Source organism: Lactiplantibacillus paraxiangfangensis, assembly GCF_036246185.1.
Classification (GTDB): Bacteria; Bacillota; Bacilli; order Lactobacillales; family Lactobacillaceae; genus Lactiplantibacillus; species Lactiplantibacillus paraxiangfangensis.
Genome location: NZ_BTPW01000012.1, coordinates 60825 through 79026 on the forward strand (window position 1 = coordinate 60825; position 18202 = coordinate 79026).

The following is an 18202-nucleotide window of genomic DNA, read 5'->3' on the forward strand; positions in this document are numbered from 1 at the left end:
CCCCACCTTTGAACTTACTGCCATTATTCAGCAGTAGCGGCAGGCGTAGGTGTAGCGTAGTCTTGACCGGTAATCTCTTTGTACTGCTCAATTGTCAAACCGGCACCAACAAAGACTTTGTAGTAATTCGGGTCACTTTGACCCCAAGACTTAAAAAGCTTACATTGCTCATAAATTGTCATTATTTAGAATCTCCCTTGCTCAAAATCGCTATCTGGCTAGCTTGTGACATTGCCAATTGCTGCAGTTGTGCGATGCCAGTTGCTTGCTGCATAATCATCTTCTGTTCTGCGGTTGGCTCTGGTGTAGGCACTGGATGTGCTGCTAGCCACTCTTCCTTAGATGTACCCAGCCATTTTGTTTTATCATCGCTAATATGAATTGGTTCATAAAGCCCATTTTCCGGAGCAACCGTCGTCGCATTATCCGGCAACGGCTTAGGCACATCGCTCTCATTCATATAGAGCTCACTATGATCGAGCTCTTTTGTTTCTTTATCCCAGTAATATAGTACTGTGGCCATCTTACACATTCCTTTCTGTAACTATATCAATTTAGCCAATCATCCACATAATCACATCGCCAACATAATCCTCGGAATGAAAGTCATTATCGAGTGGATTTTCAAAGCTAATCACTCCGCTTGTGCTTATATTCATTGAGAATATACGTCCCGCTGTTCCTCGCATTGCAGTTCTAATCTCTATCTTTGGCGCAAAATTAGACGGAAACTTCCCTAGAGGGGTATTCTGCGTTAGTTTTGAGGCCCACAATCGAAGCATGACTAAATTTCCAATTTTTCTAATGCTAGTCGTTCCAATTTGATTAATATTTTCAAAGCCATTAAGAAATTCAATATCAATCCATCCGGAATCAGCGACTGAACTCCCTAATTCTGTTAGCATTTGATTAAGTGGTCCATCCCAGTTAGACATTCCATGATCAATTTTTACAATGTTAGCCACGACGAACACCACCAATCATCTGATACATAAAGCTGTCTAATATATTTATACAATTCATAATTGAGCTCCCTCCATAACAAAAGGCCGCCCAACTATGAACGGCCTTAGGCTATTCCAATGTAGTTGACCTGAAGCCGGTCTCCTTCTGCTATTGTTTCCTTTGAACGAACTGCAATTTTTTTAGTGTTTAGATTAAACGACATTGCTACTACTGATCCGCCACTTACAAATCCAGAAAATCCTTGCTTAACCGCAGGGTTATCCAAGATAAACTGATTTAAATCATCCGGCACCGTGCAAAAATCCATCCAATTATCGGCTTGAAGGTTATCCGGAACCTTTAGTCCACCGTTAACTAATACAGCCTTTTTGGCTCCACCCAAGCTAACATAGCGATATTGAAGTGTATCATAGGCTGAACCACCAAACTCAGTAAATCCGTTGATTAGAGTGATTCCGTTTGTAATCCAACCACTGTCCTCAGTTGCGCCATTGATTGCAGCAACAATCTTGGCAGCATTGTCATTCCAAATCTTATCCCAACCGGCTTCTCCCGGCACTAAAATAGGTAGGCTATCCATATAAAACACCTACCTTTTTAAATAATAAAGAGGTTAGAAATGCTGTTAAGTCAGCATTCCGCCCCCCGTAAAATTTTAATATGTTTTTCATTTTGATTAATTCCTTTCTTCAATCAACTACCCACATCAGTATGTCCCCAACATAATCACTATCGGCATAATTACCATCTACCTTACTTTCAAACAGTACCGAGCCGTCTGAATTAATAGATAGGTTGTATGCTGCACCAGCAAGTCCTCTGACAAATGTTGGTATTGTTCGATTTGGTACAAACCCCGTTGGTAATTTTAAACAGCTAGTTGCTGGAGTTAAATGCGATAACGACAATTGTAGCGTAACGGTTTTTCCAATCTTTCTAACTTGAGTCTTTCCAATACGATCTACTGGTAAAAAACCATTAATCAATGGTAAGTCAATCCATCCACTGTCATCGGTTGACTTAGCCAAAGCTTCTAGCATTGTATTCAGTGGCTCAACCCAATTAGACTGGCCTTCAACAATCGGTTGATATACTTTAGCCATTTTGTCCACCGCCCAACTCTAATAAAAGGGTTAGAAACGCTGGTACTACTGAGTTTCTAGCCCCCCCCCGACGTTTTCTAATGTTGTTTTAATTTTTAACATTATGCTACCTCCTTAAAAGTTGCGTTTAAGCATTGAATACCAATAGTTGGAGCACCGACTTCTGGCGTGTTTGAAACCAGATATAGCCAATGCCCATCCGTTGATCGGTTGATTGTGAAGTTTGACGTATCGAAATCTGGCATCACACTTTTAAGCTGTAAGGTCCAAAATTTTGGAATCATAACGGCCCCATTATCTTTTAAGTCTGCAAACATTTGCAGATGAAACATTTCTGGCACACCAGCATAACCATCTCCTGATTGTGCGATTCCAGCACCATTATAATAGGCACGAGCAATGAATCGCGGATAGTCATAGAATCCCAAACTATTGGTGTCTACTGAAAAGCTGGCCTCGTTAAGTGTGTTCATTGCGAGATCAGCCGGGTGCATTACTTTAGTATCATCAGCAGGAGTGAACGTCGTTCCGTTTGCCGTGATAGTGCCGTCGTGATTATCCTTTACAGTCGCCTTATCTAAGGCCTGAACGTCCGTGCTTAAAGCATATACATCGTTCTTTATTTGAATCGTAATGTTAGTAGCATTGGAATACCCAAAGGTTACCCCTGCAATGTAGCTAACTGGCACGTTGTTGTAAGCAGGTAAGATAAACGGATCAACTCCGACAACTACGCCCAGTAATTTATCCGTAGAATCCGTACTTGTATGTGCAACTACCCCAATGAGCGCAACCTTGTAATCACTTGTTAAAATATTGCCGGTTGCATTATTAGAAACCGCCGCTTTAACTTGAAATGAATCATCATTTTTCTGAACTGAATTTATATTAAACTCAATAGGATTAGTAAAATCAGATAGTGTCAGATACTTCAAATCAATGCTCTTATCAATACTCTGCTGTGAAACAATCATCTTATCAATGACTATTGATGTTGAATCTGCATCACTTCCAGACAGCATCATTAGGCCATCTTTAGTCAATGATTTTTGACTATAATCCAATTGCTATACCTCCTTTATAAATCAACTTGAACCGTAAACGATGGTGCCATACCGATAAATAAACCTTCACTAAGCGGGACAGATAGGTTCACAAAGTTAATCTTTGTGGCGCCCACCGTCGCCCGCTCTAATTCAGTAGTTAGCCGGTCAATCAAAAACATATTCTTTACTTTGTCATATGGAATGTCTTTAACGTCAATCGTATTAGGGTCGCCAACCAAATCGCCATTGGCATCTAAATGCCGGTTGCGAGCCATCCAGACATCTGATTTATCGCAGCCAAGTAAGTTAGCAGCAATCCCAATCAATTCGTTAATTGTTCCTTTCGAATCACGCGACATCATGCGACTAAGCAGTAAGAAGCGATATAACTCATCATCGACACCGTTACGCTCAATTCCTAAATCGTCGCCAATGTCATCTAATTCAAGTCCGTGTGCATAAGAAATTTCACGAGCTTTGGTAATTTCATCAGTGTTTTGAAGTCTGGTAAAGGCTGCATCATCCAGATACTTAATTAAGTTGTCGAATGTCGTACCTTTATAATTGGCTTGAAAACCGGTAAATTGTGCGACGTGATCACGGTGGTATTCATCGAATGTCGTCCCATCTAAAAGCTCGTCAGTATCTTCAGCCATTAGTTACCGTCACCCCAATCAATTCATCAGTTGTTTGAGCTTGCTGGTAAGTATCAATTAAGATATTGTCAGCGGTCAGTGTATCGGCAATTCCCGCAGTAATTGAAGTAACATCATCAACACCAGTAATCTGGTAAAGATAGCCGTACAGCTGGTTTAAGATAACTGGCTGGCCCATTGTGAGCGTGTCAAAATAATCCAACACGGACTGTCTGAGAGCGTCCTCATCGACAGTCGTGCTGGATTTAATTGTGATTGCTAATTTAACTTGTACCATTTGTTGCTGATCAAAATATTCGGTTACCTTATGGCCGCTGTCGTCAACTCCTGTACCCGATGATTTACCAACAAACCACACTTCACCGCCCGCAATATCAACAAGCTTCTGAGCTATTGCATCAGGTTGGCCACCCATAACATAAACGTGCATTGAATACGGCGGGTTGCCGTAACTATCAGTGATGTTGCCCCGATTGGCAATTACTTGCACATCCGTCACACCATCGACGTTCATCAGTCCGACCTTAATCCCGTCATTAGTCGTTCCCTCAGCGGACGCCTCATTTGGAATAATACGGTGCCGGTAATCGTAATCTGTTTCTAAATCAGCACCGCCGGTAGCCGGTTCTGGGTTAGTGACCTCAAATACATCATCAACCGGCTCAGCCTGATTAATAATTTGATTAGCACCAACATTGACGTAGTCAGCTTCATCTTCGGAATAAACATCAACCGAACCGTTGCCTGACTCATCAAGTTGCACATCTCGGCCACTAATAAACGCAGTCCCGTCATCAGTATCAAACTCAGTTTCAGCTTCAACCACATAACCCGGCGTCCCCGTAATTTGTAAAGTAGCCACCGCGCTTTGCGACAAATTGCGTTGCACACCAAAGTTAGAACCCACCCTATCAAGGCTCACACCATTACTAAGAGCTGCGAAAGCGGCATCATAGCTATCATGCGCATGCTCGTCGGCTTCGATATCCTTATCGGCTTCGTATTGTGCGATTTGTCCCCATGGAGAATGGTCTGACAAATCAATTTCTTGACCTAAATATATTTTTAGCTTAGTCCGTTCAGATTCAAGCGCATCATCTGGATCTAAGTCTTCCCAACCATTATCACCCAGCGGCATTTAATGGCACCTCCTTCCCAAAATTGATATCTCCGACTGTGGAAGATAATGAAATCGTAAAATTAGCGACTCCCGTGTCATAATCCGGTTCGCAAGTTATATCATGAATCTCAGTAACCCGCTTATCCTGCATAATGGCTTCGGTAGCCGCCTCAATTCCAAGTTCCTGATCAAAGCCACCAACGATAAAAGTCATGTCTAGGCCCATATCTTCATTGTCTAAAAAGCTCCCTTTAGGTGTTGATAACAGTGAACGCAGAGCCTGCGCCAACTCCTCAACACCGCTAATTATGACCGGTTGTCCGCCTTGAATGACAATATCGCCAGAATCATCATAAAGAAAATCCGTTGCCATTATTCAAAGTCCTCCTTATTTGCAACCTTCCCGATTACTACGGCGTTATTAACTAAATGCGGTGTTGTCGTCATTTGTCTAAAGAACTCTTTACGGTTGTAGTACGTCGTATCATGATCCAGAACAACACAAACAACGTGATCATCAGGCTTTAATTTAACTTTGCCTGTACCACTAGGGCAAAGCACTAACGCTTTTTCAATAATTCCTTGCTTCTGATTAGATTCAACCGTTAAAGATAGTGGCTGAACACTAACAGTTGGCGGTGAAACCTTGACCACTTCAGCAATAAATGACACATTCACCCCTGTTAAGGCGTTTCCGATGGTCTCTTTGATAATTTTAGCCAAATAGTTAGTACCGTCAGCCCCATTATTTTGAGCACTCATGTTATCACCTACTTCTTCTTAGACTTGGCTTTAGTTTTAGTCTTAGACTTGGCCTTCTGCCGTGCTTTCCGTTTAGCTTGAGCCTTCTTCTTAGACTTCTCGTCAGCCTTCGCTTTAGCCTTACGGTCGGCTAATTTTTTCTTGTTAACCTTCTTTTTGACTTTAGTCCGATAAGTAGAGTACAGCTCAACAGTTACCTGCGTTGTTGGCGTTCCGTTACCTGTATATGAGCTATTACCGCTTAGGATAATGACCCAACCATTAGGGCCACCTTGAGCAGTTGAATTCAAATAAATAATGTCCCCGACCGCAACACTACGGTAAAGGAACGTTACTTGCCATTGATGTGAATTCTTATTATCGTCGCCAGATTGATATTCTGTGGATATTAATCCGGTTGACGGCTGAATGTGGATGTTTCGCTTGCGCTTAGTATCCAGCTTTTCAATCCGTAGATCACCGTAAGAATTAATAATTTCAGTGTCACAGTCTTTAGCAATTTGTTTAATACACGTCATTGGCTTTGATTTAGCTGTGTATCCGTTCAAATATACTCGGTCATAGTTAAGATGAACTGCCTTCAGCTTGATACCTGCCTGCTTTGCAATTCGCTTAATAATGGTTGAACCATGAGTTCCTTTTTTAAAACTCATATATTCATGAACTGTTTTAACCTGGTACTGTTTCTTGTCGTTAAGCTGCTTACGTTTTTTGTTATAGTTGGACCGGGCATTAGTTGCGTAGTTCTTCTTCAACTTCGTCCAATGCTTATTCTGGGCCGTGACTTCTTTCTGCTTAGCGTGCGGGTGCTCATCAATCCATTTCTTCCGTTGCTTATTAATCTTCGAATTATAAGCACTGATGGCCTTATCTAGGCTCTTCTGTGATGCCTTGATTCTTACACGTTTGGATTTACGCACCTTGATTGGCTTAATGTTGTCATACTGCTGATTTACAGTAATTGTGAACTGAACAGCCGTATCCGCATCAGTATAATGTGACGGTGAAACAAAGGATATCTTTGCTGAAATAACGCGGTGCACGTCGTAATTGTTGCCACTGATGTCATACCAACCAGCGTCAAGTGTCACGGTTCTACCAACCTTAAACTCCTTAATATGGGCCATCGTAAGATTGTGGATAGTGACTTCAACAGTTCCCGTAGTATCTTCAGAAGCGAAAGTATTGGTATGCTCGAGCATGATTCGATGCCCTTTCTTTTGGGAAGCCCGAACGTGATACTTTTTATTTTTAGAGACGGTTAGAACTAAATGCTGTACGAAATGAACTAACTTCATGAGTCATCGCCTACCGTTTCATCGGTCCCATAAAGATTCATATCGTCATCAGTAAACTCGTCGTTATCATCCAAATCGTCAGAATCATCATCTCCGTCTTCATCGTCTAAATCGTCGGTAAATTCTGTGGCTGCTTCATCATCCTCATCTGGATCATCAGCTGGCAGAAATAGAAACACGCTTTTTTGAATGTTGCTCCCATCTACTACCGATTCACCTTCAGACTCCGAGCGTGGAATGATTGGAATAATTGGTAATCTAGGATCATTAATCGTTCCAAATAATGGCTCACCATATTCCATTTTTTCGCCTAAAACTATTGGAACTTCATCCTCGTCGTACACGTCAATATATAAGTAATCACTGTACTCACTACGATACACACGGAACGTGAAGTCCTCCCCAGCCAACGTCATATTAAACTTTTGTGGCAACTGATCTACATCAAATTCAATTGAATCGCTCTCTGCCATATCATCACCTCAAATCAGTAGTAAATTTTTGCACCAATAGGAATCTTACGTGCCGGATATTTGTTCATCTTTTCAATTTTACTCAAGCTAACCTTGGTTTTCTTAGAAACGTACCAGTATGAGTAACCACGTTTGGCGATAATGTACCGCTTCTTCTTGGCTGACTTTGAGCCTTTCTTTTTTGATGATGCCTTTTTAACTGACTTTTTACCGGTATCGGTAGTTTTCTTCTTTTTCTTCTTAGGATTACTATCGGCAAAGTCGCCGATTGTTAGCGTCATGCTGACTGCGATGATGTTGGTACCGCCAGTACCGGGTTCGTGATTAAAGTCAGGGGTGAAATTCGTAATGACAACTTCTGGGTATACATTGTCACCGTGCCAAGTCATAACCGAGCTATTATCAGACCACCGCGCTAATCGCTTGGCCTGCTTTTTTAACCCTGCCATTTTGGATTTATTACCATCTCCACCTAAATATCCAGTTATCGATACAGTGGTTGCCTGCTTTTGTGCATTCGCACTCAGAGAACGCCCCTTTTCAACCGCGTTACTGCTCATTGTGGTTTCATGTGGGGTGCTTTCATCAGTGATAAAAACAAAGCAATACGACGTGTTAGCGTGTGGATATTTCGGCATGATGTAGGCCCGGTGCCCCCAGTAATCACTTTTGTGCATCTTCTTCATGATCTGCTTGCGATACGTTGCCGGCAGTTCAATCTTCTTTTTATACCTGGATAAATTGGACTTAGCCTTGTCGTATTTCTTCTGCTTAGACTTTTCAATCTTTTTATTAGCCTTGATTGATTTCTGTAAAGTGACAAGTTTGCGAGCATCGCTAGTTGTCGCATGGTGTGCCATTCGCTTTTGAATAGCCTTTAATTGCTTGTTTTCTTTAGCTAGTCGCTTCTTTGCCTTAGTCAATGCAGCCTTGGCCTTGGTGTAGGCTGATTTATATTTCTTTTTAGCAGACATTTAACTACCCCCGTTATCAAAATTCTATGTATAAAAAAGAGCCGAAGCTCTCTTTTTAGCCTTCGCTTGTGACAGCGTAAGTTGCACGCTCATGTCTCTGAATTTCTTGTTGCACGAGCTTTTTGAGCTGTGCAAGCGTGTAGTTAGCAAAATCATGGGCAGTTTTAGCGTCTGTATTTCCGTTGAAATTGAACGTTGGACTGATCACGATCTTACTGCCGTTGCCACTATTAGAACTACGATGCGTGCTAGTGACAACACTCCGTAGTCCTGTGATAGCCTGCTTGTAAAGTGATTGACGCTTGGTTATTGATTCCTGGTTAGCTGCAGCCCGCTTGAGCTGACCCGCTATCCCGGATCCATTAACCTTGGAACGCTTATCAATCGCACTAGCAATCAAGCCGTCAGCGCTGGCCATTTTTGGATTAATTGCGACCTCTTGGTCCTTTTCACCAAAAATGTTTAGTTTACCAGGCACAGACCAACCACCCGCATTATGCAAAGCAGCTTCAATTTTACGTGCACCCGCAACGTGTTGCGAAGTATACCCGCCACGTTCCCAACCAGTAGAAAATCTAGTAGCTAGAGAAGCAACGGATCCACTGCCACGCAAAATGCTCTTAAGCAGTGAACTGTCTGAGCCATCACCATTTAGGGCAAAAGCTAACTGTGTCCCAGCATTTTTCCAGCTCTTACCGTGCTTTGAACCGTAGTTGATCAAGGCCGTTTTACGACCGCCCAACCATTGGCCCAAGCCAGAAGCGCCACCGCCGGGGTTAATCGCATTAGGATTCAAGCCAGATTCGAAGGACCAGTTACCAAGTACCGCCGCAATCCCGGCATTAGTAGCCGATGGATATAACCGCTTGATAGCTTTAGCAAGTGATCGTGCACGTTCGGCTACGTCTCCTGACATCGAAATGCTGGAAACATCAGACTGAAGATGATCCTCAATCCAGTTAAGCGCCTTTGAACCAAGTTCCCGCTTTACCAGCCCGTTCAGCCCTTTACCACCTTTAGGTAGCTTTTTAACCTTGCCTTTATAGGTGTCAGGGTTAGGACGTGAATCGCCGGAGCCTAAGCCTTTCCGCAGTTCGTAGTGAACATGCGGTCCAGTTGCTTCACCTTCGGCACCAACCCGCGCAATGATTTGGCCAGCCTTGACGTGTTGCCCAGCGTGGACCGAGTAACTACGCATATGACCGTAAATAGTGTTGATATCCTGACCATTTGGTCTGATTACAACCCAGTTACCGAACCCACTAGCTGAGCCAGCGGTGACAACCGTCCCGGCATACTGTGCCGGAATAGGTGTCCCCATCGGGGCAGCAAAGTCGATACCTTTATGGAAATCGGAAACGTCACTAGTTCGGCGACCGTAGCCAGAAGACTCTGTAAATTTGCCACCGAAGTGAGGCTTAAGTGAACCGTTGCCGGTCCCGCCACCCTGTATGGTGCTGTTAATCAATCCCCACATTGCGCTTGACCAAGCTGTCCCCAGTGAATCAACTGCGCCTTTTGCCGTTTTCAAAATGCCTTTTGATAAGACAGACGAACCGCCCTTACCAATATGTTTATCAAATCCGGACTTGAAGGCGCCTTTAGGATTACCGGAGTTCTTGGTAGCCAAATCAATCAGCGCATTGTCAGATAGCCCAGTTCCTTTTGCATAGTGCGGTAGGAACCGTTTTGCTTGATGACCATTAAGAACATGGTCACCCTTTTTCAAGTGGGTAAGCGTGTCATTACCTTCTGGCTTCAACAGCTGATTATTGCGGAGAACTAATTCTTGCCGTGGCCCACTGACAGCATCATTCAATACGGCCAGTTGATCACTGCCAATTGGACCGTTTGACCCAGTTGCGTAATGAATTGGCTTCAATACTGACTTATTACCGCCGAATTGGCCCAGCGCGCTATCAATTGAACTAATCCCGCCGTTCAAGGCAGAAACAGCCCCAGACATGCCTTTATGAGCATATGGTTTGAGCTTAGTCATCACGTTACCGAAATAATTCACCATATTGCTCCAGGTCTTACGCCACTGCTTACTGATTGAGCCGGTAATATCATCCAAATTGGAGCCCATATTTTTAACCTTATGGGTCAAATTTGAAGACATCGAACCGGTCTTGTGGCTTAGACTTGATGACAAGTCTTTAGCGGTACCGTTGACACCACCGGACATTGACTTGTAAGCCTTTTGTACTTTCGATGACATGGTGCCAATCTTGCTAGTCGTGTCACTCTTAACCTTTGCAAAATCGCTCTTACTTGAACGTTTGAACGAAGAAATAGACTTTTTAGAGCCATTCAACTCTTTGTCATATTTCTTTTTGGTGCCATCAATGCCAGTTTTAACCTTAGTCGCGACACCGCCGATTTTTGGTAACTGTGCCGTTCCACTAGCAAGGTGAGCCATACCAGTCGCACGTTTAGAATCGCGCCCGTTTAAAACGTGTGTACCTTTACGCAAAAACGCGATTTGGTTCATCTTCCGAAACATGAACGGTTGCTGTTCCGGTGGCAGAATTAATTCACGTGACCCACCATCGTTGACTTTAGCCATCATGTCATGTGGTAGGCCATTGGGATAACGTCCCTTAGTCCCAGTTGCAAAGCCGACAGCACTGATTACCTTTTTAACAGCTTTTGAACCACCACTAAAAGCGTCCTTAATCATCTTGACCGGGTGGAATCCGGATAAGGTATCCTTGAACCACTTAATAGGGTGGAAGTTCTTAAAAGGATTAGGAATACTGATTTTAGTAAATCCGCTAATTAGATTTTTAAAGTCCTTGATTGGATGGAAACCAGCAATTTTGGATTCAAACCACTTAATCGGATGGAATTTATCAAACGGATTGGCAATCTTAATCTTACCTAAATCAGTAAGCTTAGCTTTGATCCATTTGATTGGGTGGAAATTTTTGAGCTTAGATTCAAACCATTTTATAGGGTGGAAGTTCTTAAAAGGATTAGGAATCTTGATTGACTTGACCTTTTTGATCACGCCGGTAGCCCACTTAGAAATTCTTTTGCCAGTTTTGGTGTCCGTCAGGAACCACTTTGTACTGTCAGAGAACGGGTGCGTGATAAAATGAACCACCTTGGGACCATACTTGGTAAAGCCTTTCTTAGCTGACTTGTACCAGCCAGTAACGGCGTCCCCAGCTTCACGCGCATAGTAGCCCGCTTTAGGTAATAATCCCTTTGGCGGCTTTTTGGCACCGCGTCCCTTCTTGTTCCATCCATCGGTAAATTGTTTGGCTCCTTTGCCACCCCACTTACCAATGAATTTACCGATTGAAGCACCAATAGCAGCGCCCGCTGGGCCACCAAAGAAGAACCCAATCCCGCCACCTAGTGCAGTACCAATTCCAGAGCCAAAATCTTCAAATTTCTTTTTGGGATTTTTAGCTTTGATACCTTTATAGATATCGAGTCCACTAGAAACAGCAATCCCGACACCAACCGCACCAGTAGCAACTTTACCGGCGGCAGACATATTAGAAACGTGACGGCTGGTTAAATTATTAATCCAACCGCCTTTTTCTTTGTAAGCTAGTCCGCCAACTTCTTTGGAACTCATGGCGCCCTTTAATTTCGACCAACCTGTACCAATTTTTGAACCAGCCGACTTAAAGAACTTGCCAACAGACGTGTTAAACGGCTTCTCATCAATCTTAGCTTTTGGGCCAAGCTTGATACGCTGAAATGCTCGCCCTAATCCATTTAAAGCACTTAATGGTGCTTTTAGAATCTTACCAGCACCAACCAATCCAACTAACGAACCGTGCAATACTTTTGTAGCACCACTCATTAGAATCATGCCGGCCGCCCAAGTACCGAATACTTTAGGGTGCTTACTTACGAAGTCCCCTACTACTTTCAGTATCGGCAGTAGGTCCTTTAGGGATTGAACCATAACCTTCAGCGATGCGCCACTCGTAGCCTTCATGGCTTCAAAGAACACTTTGATGTCTGGCATGTGACGCTTGATTGACCCACCAAAGTCAACAACGCCCTTAGTCAAACCGGACATCAGGCGGTCCATTACTTTTGATGACGATCCTAAATGGAAGGTAGATGAAAAAGCCTTAGCAATAGTATTAACGCTTGTGTTAATAGCTTTGCCAAGTTTTTCGAATTCCTTTTCGGTTTTCTTAGCAGCCACCCATTTAGAAATGCCACGATACAGCCCGGATTCTTGCGTTAAGAATGGTTTTTCCATCATACCCATAAGAGCCGGGACACGGGACTTGATTGTCCGTTCCATCCCGTTGAAGGTTCCCATCATACGCTCAGCAGCTGCACCGTACTTGACATTACCTAACTGCTCAAACACCTTTTCATAGGCGCTAGCGGAAATTTTCCCCGTCTTTGCCATTTCTCGTAGGTCTTTACCGCTGATGCTTTTAACATGCTTAACTTTGGCTAGATATTTCTCCATAGCTTCGTTAAACATCGGGAAGTACTGGCCAATGACGTTTAAGTCACCGGTCTGCACGACACCGCCAGCCAACGTATGGACCATATCCTGACTGACCGACTTCGCTTGGTCCTTACTCAGGCCAACGGCATCGGTCATGTTAAGCATGGCATGAGTCATTGAGTTGGATTCTTTTTCATTTGAGTGTAAGTGATAGAATCCTTGCTCTTCCTCGTTAACCAGATCAGTATCCTGACCAGTTTCGGTTGAGTAATTGTTAATGCTCTTGCGCATCCGCCGGGCGACCTTTTTAGAACCGCCTAACGTGGTCCAAGTAGCTAACATTTGGTCCTGACCTTTTTCATAGTCAAGACCGGCTTTGGCCGCTTCTTTGATTTTCCCGGTTAATGCGCTCCACGAGCTTAAAATGGCGTTACTAATCAAGGTTGAACTAAATATCTTACTAAATAGGTGCTCACTAGACCCGGCTTGCTGATCCAACTCATGCAGTTTGTTCTTGGCTTTTTGCAGCCCTGAACCCATGAATTGTCCTGCGGACTCTCCGGCGTTACGGAAATACCTTTTTGCATTGCCGCTAAATTTCTCTACTGCTTCAGTTGCCCGCTGAGTTTCCTGCTTAGTATTAGTTTTTACCTTGACGACTGGCGAAGTATGACCCAGCTTATCAACTGCACGTTGAGCCTGCGCCGTAACTGAATTATTATACTTAGTCTTTATTTCAACTGATTTAATTGAATCTATCGCACTAAGCTTTTTGCTGAAAGCGTCAACCGTCTTAGCGGACTTGTTAACATTTTCCTCAGTACTTTGCGAGGCGCGTTTGTTCTGCTTGACGATTTTATCAACAGCGTCCTGTGACTTATCAGCTAATTCGGAGTATGCCTTGCCAAGTTTATCCACATTTTTAAGGCCCTCATTACTGAAGGCCTTTTCCAACATGCCTGTAACTTTAGTGGCTTTTTTAGGCATTTCATCGAGTAGCTTATTGGCTCTTTCCAGCGATTTAAGGTCGCCCTTTACGCTGAAACCGATAGTAGCCCGTCGCATTTCTTTAGCCAAAGATTGATCGCCTCGATTCCTGCTCGTTCTTGATTCGCTTACGAGTGCAGTAAACCATCACGGATAGCTCAGGAATCGTTAGGTTAGCAACGTCGTCGGAGTTTAGGTTCAAAGTTCCGGCCATGTAGCTAATCCATTTGATGACGTTAATGTCATCTGAATCCAAATAGGCCTTAACGGCCCGGTCGCTAATCGGCGTTAGACACCTTGTCAAGAAAGGAATCTGCCTGATCCATGAAGTATTGGTAAGTCTTATTTGAAACATTTTCAAAGAATTCATCATTGACCTTGCCAGCTGGCTTACTGTCAATCATTGCTTGGCCGAAATATTCCATGAGTGCAGCGTGATAATCGCCTTGGGTCATCCGTGAAACTTGCCGCCCGTTGACACCCCGTTCAATTTCAAATTGAAGACCTTCTAAGTTTTCAGCAACCCGCTTACCAGGCCAGTTGAAAGGTGCCGTCACAGTTCGACCATCCTTTTCAGTTACTGTGATTCGGCGTTGTGTTTCGGAAACGTCATCAAATGACCCTTGCCATTTTTGTTCAGGCACAGTCTCTGCGGGCGTTGTCGCTTCTGCTGGTTCTTCCGCAGCAGTTGATTCTGCTGTAACTGCTTCGCTAGTTGCTGTGTCTTCAGTTGTGGTTCCTAATACATCTTCATCATTTGGCATTTTAAAAAATCCTCTCTATTTTTGAAATTTAGACAAAATAAAAGCCAACAGTTAGGCTGCTGGTTCAGCTACAAGTGTTGGTGTCTTGAATTGAAGTGCCCGTGTTGGTGCTTCGTTACCAGAATTCATATCTGGCATTTTAACCAAGTGAGCTGAGTTAGTGTGTAGGTGTTCAACCGGTGTCATGATATCGATAGTGTGACCCTTGCCAGGATCGTGATCAACTAGGAAGTCATGCCAAATCGTATCCAACGCAGAAACGTTAACCGTAACAGTGGCTGAACCGTTGTGGTTGATCACGGTAATCCCGTGTCCTTTGATATCTGCTGAAATCGTAACGTTATCGGAATCGTATGTTGCGGTGAAAACATCACCAGTTGCATATAACTCCGGTTGCTTAGAATCTATTAAGATAACGACGTCGGCGGTGTCCCACTTAGGATCCGTATAATCTCCTGCTGCCATGTATAATTCCTCCTATTCGTTTTGTGTAACGACAAGTGTTTGAGTGAACTTAACTTGATCAATAAGCCGCATCATTGAGATGGACCACTTGAACTTATTCAAAATACCGGAAGCTTTTTCTGCTTCACTGATATCCGCAACTTGTGGGTCATTAATTGAAAAGTCTTCAATAAGTTCAGCGGTCTTGTAATCATCTGCCACACCCATAACAGCACTCTTAACCAGCTTTAAGCTTGGTTGGTCGTATGGTAGGTAACCCGCACCAGTGACGATTGGAGAAACGGCATTTACCACATCGCGAGCAAACGCATCCTTAGTGATCATGTTGCCCATTTGAATCCCGGAGAAAGAACGGCCGTTGGTGGTCATCGGTGTGTCCTTTTCGTAGGCATAGGTAGCAATTTGATACTTGTCGTAAACGGCTAAGTTATCATTGGTAAATTCGTACCGATCTTGTGGTTCAACGCTCAACTCGCCAACAAACTTTGCATTTGAGCCTGTTTTGAGTTCAACGTAATGTCCTAAGAAATCGGCCCCAAACGTGTTATCTACGTCTTTATCACTAGGCAAGCTAAATACCTTAGTACTCCGGTTCTTTTGAATCTGAGCAAACTGAGAGAAGTCTGGGGTGGTTGCAGGGTCAGTTGTGTAGCTCAAAACCAAGTAGCCACTATCCTGTGCTTCAACAAAGTTGGAAACCGTTAAAGCTAATTTGATATCGTCGGCTGTACTGATTGGAAGCAGCACATATTCAAACCCGGCAAAGTAGTACTTTTCCAAGGCATGAATTAAGCCACCGCCATCGGTTGAATCCAATGAAACAGTGGCTGTTTTATCGGTAGTCGTCGCACCGGTTTCGGTTGGCGCACTTGCCGTATAGTTTTTGTCGTAATTCATGACGTAGATAGCGCCATCACTAGCTCCGTTAAAGTAGGCGTTGGCTTGGTTACAAGTAGGCGTATCGATGTCGTAATCATCTTCCAATGCGTCAAGACTCCGATAGACCATAAGGCCCTCTTTATCTCCGGCAATTGGAAGTAACACGCCCCGTAACCCAATATCAGTTTCTACTTGCTTATAGCTTGTAGATACGATCACTGGTGAAATCGGGACTAATTCTTTAATAGCCATTTTATGAATTTCCTCCGTATTGTTTAATTTCTGGGTGGTCTGATTGGTACCGGCGTAATAGTCGGATAGTCAGGTCAAACCCGTAATTGCTAACTTTCATGAAGTCCGAGAGTACCGCGCTCCGCCGCGCAAAGTTTTGGACGCTCACAAACGTAATGCCGAAACTATTCAGCTCGTCACGGTACTGCGGGTCTTGCAGTAAGGTATGCAAATCATCCGCAATATTATTTGCTTCGCCGTCAGTCTCGGCATAACAGCTAATTGATACCGTTCTGTCAAATTGGTCGTTAACCTTATAAGTGCTGTGAAATAACTCGGTATAAGGATTCTCATCAGCAAACGTGATAAACGGGTACTTAGCTGTTTTAGGCACTCGGCCATCATCGTAAACAGAAACTTGACCTTGTGTGATATCACTCAAGGTCTTAGCTAAACCGTTTATAACTTTGGGCCAGTCGAATGTTCTAGCTTGATACGCCATCGTGATCACTCCTTGCACTGAGGTAGTAAACGGCAAAGCCGCCAATCTCAAAATATGGATCAATTTTTTTTACCGTCAGTTCATGGCCTTGGTAGCGAACAACGGTGCCAGTTGGGTAATGGCCAGTTGACCACCATTCATAATCGAAAGCGTCAGCACTGCCACCAGCTCCTAAACTCATCAACACTGAGCGTCCACTGGTAAACGGCATGAGTGGCTCGGTTAGTGTTTGAAGCGGCTTCTGGTCAGCTGTATTGCCTTCTGAATCATCTCCAACAAAATAGCCTCCAGAATTTTCATCTGAAGGCCCCGGACCAATGCGCATTAAGTCGAACTTAACAGCGAACATCGGGAAAATATTTAAAACGCCTGCTAAAGGCTTCATTCTTCCACCACCCAACTAATCGACCGATATAAAGCACCGGTATCGAACAAGGGCTTATCCTTACCCTTGTTTGCAATGGTTAACGGTGCATTACTAGGACTGGCTTTCACCATCGCCCTCTGCACGTCCTTGACCATCTGGCGCCCTAAGTCGATGTACAGTTCCTTAGCTCTCATTTCGCCAACTAGAATTTTTGAAATATCAAACTTAACTCGATCAGTCCATTTTGATTTAATGTTTTGGTCGAATGTATTCCGCATGAAAGACCGTTCTGGAATATCTACCTGCTTTTTCAGGATAAAGTAGACATCTAACCCACCTTGACCGTTGGACTTAGCTAAAATATTGTGATTTTTAGGCTTGAATAGGCCCTCAATCTCACTAGCCTTACGACCGTCAGCCAATTTAGTGGGTATCGTTAACCATTGCCCATTTTTAGGGTGAATATGTGCGCCGTACTCGTTAACCATAGCAATCATTTCGATGAAGCTCTCACTATTACCACTGGCTGCCTTTAAGGCGCCGACATGGACCGACATTCCCCCAAGCTTTTTTAATTCGCTGGTTGGTCGTTCTAGTCGGTTGAAGTCTTCACTAGGCAAATCCAGTCATCTCCGCTTCATTCAGGCCAAGGTGCTTCACGGTGTTATTAAACATCGTCAGCCAGGTATCACTGCCAGTGCTGGCGCTGTTTATTTGAACACCATTTACTTTAACTGAGCTAAGACTAGCCATTTTTGCGTAAATTAAATGCGCAACCCATAACTTAACTAGCCCGGCCACCTGTTCTTCAGGCGGTTTAAACGTAGCTACATAGGATTGCGCAATTTCAACCAACGCTTCTAGTTGGCCATCACTAAAACCCGCAGCTTGATCGCCGACCAGGATTTTTACGGATTGAACCAACTCAGATAGTTCTGCTTTATCTTCCATAAGCGTCCCTACTTTTCTTTAGGAATGTAGATTTTTCGACCAGCAGTCGCATAGTTGCCGGCACTCCGTGAATTAACTTGACGTAAAGCACCTACGCCAACGTGAAATTGTTCAGCAATGCTGAATTCAGTATCACCATCCTTAACGGTGTAGCGTACTAACTTGCTGTATTCTGATTTATCCAAGGCCCTAACCCCCTTACTCTAATGTGATTGTGGCGCTA

At 43.7% G+C, this 18202-nt stretch carries 23 protein-coding genes; all 23 read right to left on the bottom strand.

Annotation, left to right across the window (positions count from 1 at the left end; all coding sequences use genetic code 11):
* Positions 1 to 23: 23 nt before the first annotated feature.
* The 23 genes from AAA939_RS08125 to AAA939_RS08235 all read right to left on the bottom strand — a co-directional run bounded on the left by AAA939_RS08125 (position 24) and on the right by AAA939_RS08235 (position 18164).
* Complete coding sequence (locus AAA939_RS08125; protein ID WP_338230770.1) at positions 24 to 182, bottom strand: XkdX family protein; 159 nt, start codon at positions 180 to 182, stop codon at positions 24 to 26.
* Entirely contained in the window at positions 182 to 523 is a 342-nt protein-coding gene (locus AAA939_RS08130) for a hypothetical protein (protein ID WP_338230771.1), read from the bottom strand. Before AAA939_RS08130 ends, AAA939_RS08125 begins: the two co-directional genes overlap by 1 nt.
* A gap of 31 nt (positions 524 to 554) precedes the next feature.
* A complete protein-coding gene (locus AAA939_RS08135) occupies positions 555 to 965 on the bottom strand; it encodes a hypothetical protein (RefSeq protein ID WP_338230772.1) in 411 nt (136 codons plus the stop codon).
* A 104-nt stretch (positions 966 to 1069) separates the two neighbouring features.
* Positions 1070 to 1546 (bottom strand): hypothetical protein, encoded by a 477-nt coding sequence (locus AAA939_RS08140; RefSeq protein WP_338230774.1) that lies wholly within the window; start codon positions 1544 to 1546, stop codon positions 1070 to 1072.
* Positions 1547 to 1655: 109 nt separating this feature from the next.
* Positions 1656 to 2069: a hypothetical protein gene (locus AAA939_RS08145; RefSeq protein WP_338230776.1), complete on the bottom strand. Its 414-nt coding sequence runs from the start codon at positions 2067 to 2069 to the stop codon at positions 1656 to 1658.
* A 101-nt stretch (positions 2070 to 2170) separates the two neighbouring features.
* Positions 2171 to 3133, bottom strand: a complete 963-nt coding sequence (locus AAA939_RS08150; protein WP_338230777.1) for a hypothetical protein — start codon at positions 3131 to 3133, stop codon at positions 2171 to 2173.
* 14 nt (positions 3134 to 3147) lie between these two features.
* Complete coding sequence (locus tag AAA939_RS08155; RefSeq protein WP_338230778.1) at positions 3148 to 3771, bottom strand: hypothetical protein; 624 nt, start codon at positions 3769 to 3771, stop codon at positions 3148 to 3150.
* Entirely contained in the window at positions 3764 to 4909 is a 1146-nt protein-coding gene (locus AAA939_RS08160) for a baseplate J/gp47 family protein (RefSeq protein WP_338230779.1), read from the bottom strand. The genes AAA939_RS08155 and AAA939_RS08160 overlap by 8 nt, the downstream gene beginning before the upstream one ends.
* Entirely contained in the window at positions 4896 to 5264 is a 369-nt protein-coding gene (locus tag AAA939_RS08165; RefSeq protein WP_338230780.1) for a DUF2634 domain-containing protein, read from the bottom strand. Before AAA939_RS08165 ends, AAA939_RS08160 begins: the two co-directional genes overlap by 14 nt.
* A complete protein-coding gene (locus AAA939_RS08170; protein ID WP_338230781.1) occupies positions 5264 to 5653 on the bottom strand; it encodes a hypothetical protein in 390 nt (129 codons plus the stop codon). Before AAA939_RS08170 ends, AAA939_RS08165 begins: the two co-directional genes overlap by 1 nt.
* A gap of 8 nt (positions 5654 to 5661) precedes the next feature.
* On the bottom strand, positions 5662 to 6951 hold the full coding sequence (locus AAA939_RS08175; RefSeq protein WP_338230782.1) for a hypothetical protein: 1290 nt from the start codon (positions 6949 to 6951) through the stop codon (positions 5662 to 5664).
* On the bottom strand, positions 6948 to 7424 hold the full coding sequence (locus AAA939_RS08180; protein WP_338230783.1) for a phage baseplate plug family protein: 477 nt from the start codon (positions 7422 to 7424) through the stop codon (positions 6948 to 6950). The genes AAA939_RS08175 and AAA939_RS08180 overlap by 4 nt, the downstream gene beginning before the upstream one ends.
* A gap of 14 nt (positions 7425 to 7438) precedes the next feature.
* The gene (locus AAA939_RS08185) at positions 7439 to 8398 is read right to left on the bottom strand and encodes a phage baseplate protein (RefSeq protein ID WP_338230784.1); all 960 of its coding nucleotides are present in this window, start codon (positions 8396 to 8398) and stop codon (positions 7439 to 7441) included.
* A 55-nt stretch (positions 8399 to 8453) separates the two neighbouring features.
* Positions 8454 to 13910: a phage tail tip lysozyme gene (locus AAA939_RS08190; RefSeq protein ID WP_338230785.1), complete on the bottom strand. Its 5457-nt coding sequence runs from the start codon at positions 13908 to 13910 to the stop codon at positions 8454 to 8456.
* Complete coding sequence (locus tag AAA939_RS08195) at positions 13903 to 14124, bottom strand: hypothetical protein (protein WP_338230786.1); 222 nt, start codon at positions 14122 to 14124, stop codon at positions 13903 to 13905. Before AAA939_RS08195 ends, AAA939_RS08190 begins: the two co-directional genes overlap by 8 nt.
* Entirely contained in the window at positions 14099 to 14584 is a 486-nt protein-coding gene (locus AAA939_RS08200; protein ID WP_338230787.1) for a hypothetical protein, read from the bottom strand. The genes AAA939_RS08195 and AAA939_RS08200 overlap by 26 nt, the downstream gene beginning before the upstream one ends.
* Positions 14585 to 14635: 51 nt before the next feature.
* Positions 14636 to 15049: a hypothetical protein gene (locus AAA939_RS08205; protein WP_338230788.1), complete on the bottom strand. Its 414-nt coding sequence runs from the start codon at positions 15047 to 15049 to the stop codon at positions 14636 to 14638.
* Positions 15050 to 15061: 12 nt separating this feature from the next.
* Positions 15062 to 16180, bottom strand: a complete 1119-nt coding sequence (locus AAA939_RS08210) for a hypothetical protein (protein WP_338230789.1) — start codon at positions 16178 to 16180, stop codon at positions 15062 to 15064.
* 1 nt (position 16181) lies between these two features.
* The gene (locus AAA939_RS08215; protein WP_338230790.1) at positions 16182 to 16661 is read right to left on the bottom strand and encodes a phage neck terminator protein; all 480 of its coding nucleotides are present in this window, start codon (positions 16659 to 16661) and stop codon (positions 16182 to 16184) included.
* Positions 16645 to 17046 (bottom strand): hypothetical protein, encoded by a 402-nt coding sequence (locus AAA939_RS08220; RefSeq protein WP_338230791.1) that lies wholly within the window; start codon positions 17044 to 17046, stop codon positions 16645 to 16647. The genes AAA939_RS08215 and AAA939_RS08220 overlap by 17 nt, the downstream gene beginning before the upstream one ends.
* Positions 17043 to 17648 carry a hypothetical protein gene (locus AAA939_RS08225; RefSeq protein WP_338230792.1) on the bottom strand — a complete coding sequence of 202 codons (606 nt, stop codon included), beginning with the start codon at positions 17646 to 17648 and terminating at the stop codon, positions 17043 to 17045. The genes AAA939_RS08220 and AAA939_RS08225 overlap by 4 nt, the downstream gene beginning before the upstream one ends.
* On the bottom strand, positions 17641 to 17979 hold the full coding sequence (locus AAA939_RS08230; protein WP_338230793.1) for a hypothetical protein: 339 nt from the start codon (positions 17977 to 17979) through the stop codon (positions 17641 to 17643). The genes AAA939_RS08225 and AAA939_RS08230 overlap by 8 nt, the downstream gene beginning before the upstream one ends.
* A gap of 8 nt (positions 17980 to 17987) precedes the next feature.
* Positions 17988 to 18164 carry a LysM peptidoglycan-binding domain-containing protein gene (locus tag AAA939_RS08235; protein ID WP_338230794.1) on the bottom strand — a complete coding sequence of 59 codons (177 nt, stop codon included), beginning with the start codon at positions 18162 to 18164 and terminating at the stop codon, positions 17988 to 17990.
* Positions 18165 to 18202: the final 38 nt, after the last annotated feature.

Bases quoted from the DNA above. Each gene is read 5' to 3' on its own strand.
- AAA939_RS08125 (WP_338230770.1), bottom strand. From the start codon at position 182: ATGACAATTTATGAGCAATGTAAGCTTTTTAAGTCTTGGGGTCAAAGT.
- AAA939_RS08130 (WP_338230771.1), bottom strand. From the start codon at position 523: ATGGCCACAGTACTATATTACTGGGATAAAGAAACAAAAGAGCTCGAT.
- AAA939_RS08140 (WP_338230774.1), bottom strand. From the start codon at position 1,546: ATGGATAGCCTACCTATTTTAGTGCCGGGAGAAGCCGGTTGGGATAAG.
- AAA939_RS08145 (WP_338230776.1), bottom strand. From the start codon at position 2,069: ATGGCTAAAGTATATCAACCGATTGTTGAAGGCCAGTCTAATTGGGTT.
- AAA939_RS08155 (WP_338230778.1), bottom strand. From the start codon at position 3,771: ATGGCTGAAGATACTGACGAGCTTTTAGATGGGACGACATTCGATGAA.
- AAA939_RS08160 (WP_338230779.1), bottom strand. From the start codon at position 4,909: ATGCCGCTGGGTGATAATGGTTGGGAAGACTTAGATCCAGATGATGCG.
- AAA939_RS08165 (WP_338230780.1), bottom strand. From the start codon at position 5,264: ATGGCAACGGATTTTCTTTATGATGATTCTGGCGATATTGTCATTCAA.
- AAA939_RS08170 (WP_338230781.1), bottom strand. From the start codon at position 5,653: ATGAGTGCTCAAAATAATGGGGCTGACGGTACTAACTATTTGGCTAAA.
- AAA939_RS08175 (WP_338230782.1), bottom strand. From the start codon at position 6,951: ATGAAGTTAGTTCATTTCGTACAGCATTTAGTTCTAACCGTCTCTAAA.
- AAA939_RS08180 (WP_338230783.1), bottom strand. From the start codon at position 7,424: ATGGCAGAGAGCGATTCAATTGAATTTGATGTAGATCAGTTGCCACAA.
- AAA939_RS08185 (WP_338230784.1), bottom strand. From the start codon at position 8,398: ATGTCTGCTAAAAAGAAATATAAATCAGCCTACACCAAGGCCAAGGCT.
- AAA939_RS08200 (WP_338230787.1), bottom strand. From the start codon at position 14,584: ATGCCAAATGATGAAGATGTATTAGGAACCACAACTGAAGACACAGCA.
- AAA939_RS08205 (WP_338230788.1), bottom strand. From the start codon at position 15,049: ATGGCAGCAGGAGATTATACGGATCCTAAGTGGGACACCGCCGACGTC.
- AAA939_RS08210 (WP_338230789.1), bottom strand. From the start codon at position 16,180: ATGGCTATTAAAGAATTAGTCCCGATTTCACCAGTGATCGTATCTACA.
- AAA939_RS08215 (WP_338230790.1), bottom strand. From the start codon at position 16,661: ATGGCGTATCAAGCTAGAACATTCGACTGGCCCAAAGTTATAAACGGT.
- AAA939_RS08220 (WP_338230791.1), bottom strand. From the start codon at position 17,046: ATGAAGCCTTTAGCAGGCGTTTTAAATATTTTCCCGATGTTCGCTGTT.
- AAA939_RS08230 (WP_338230793.1), bottom strand. From the start codon at position 17,979: ATGGAAGATAAAGCAGAACTATCTGAGTTGGTTCAATCCGTAAAAATC.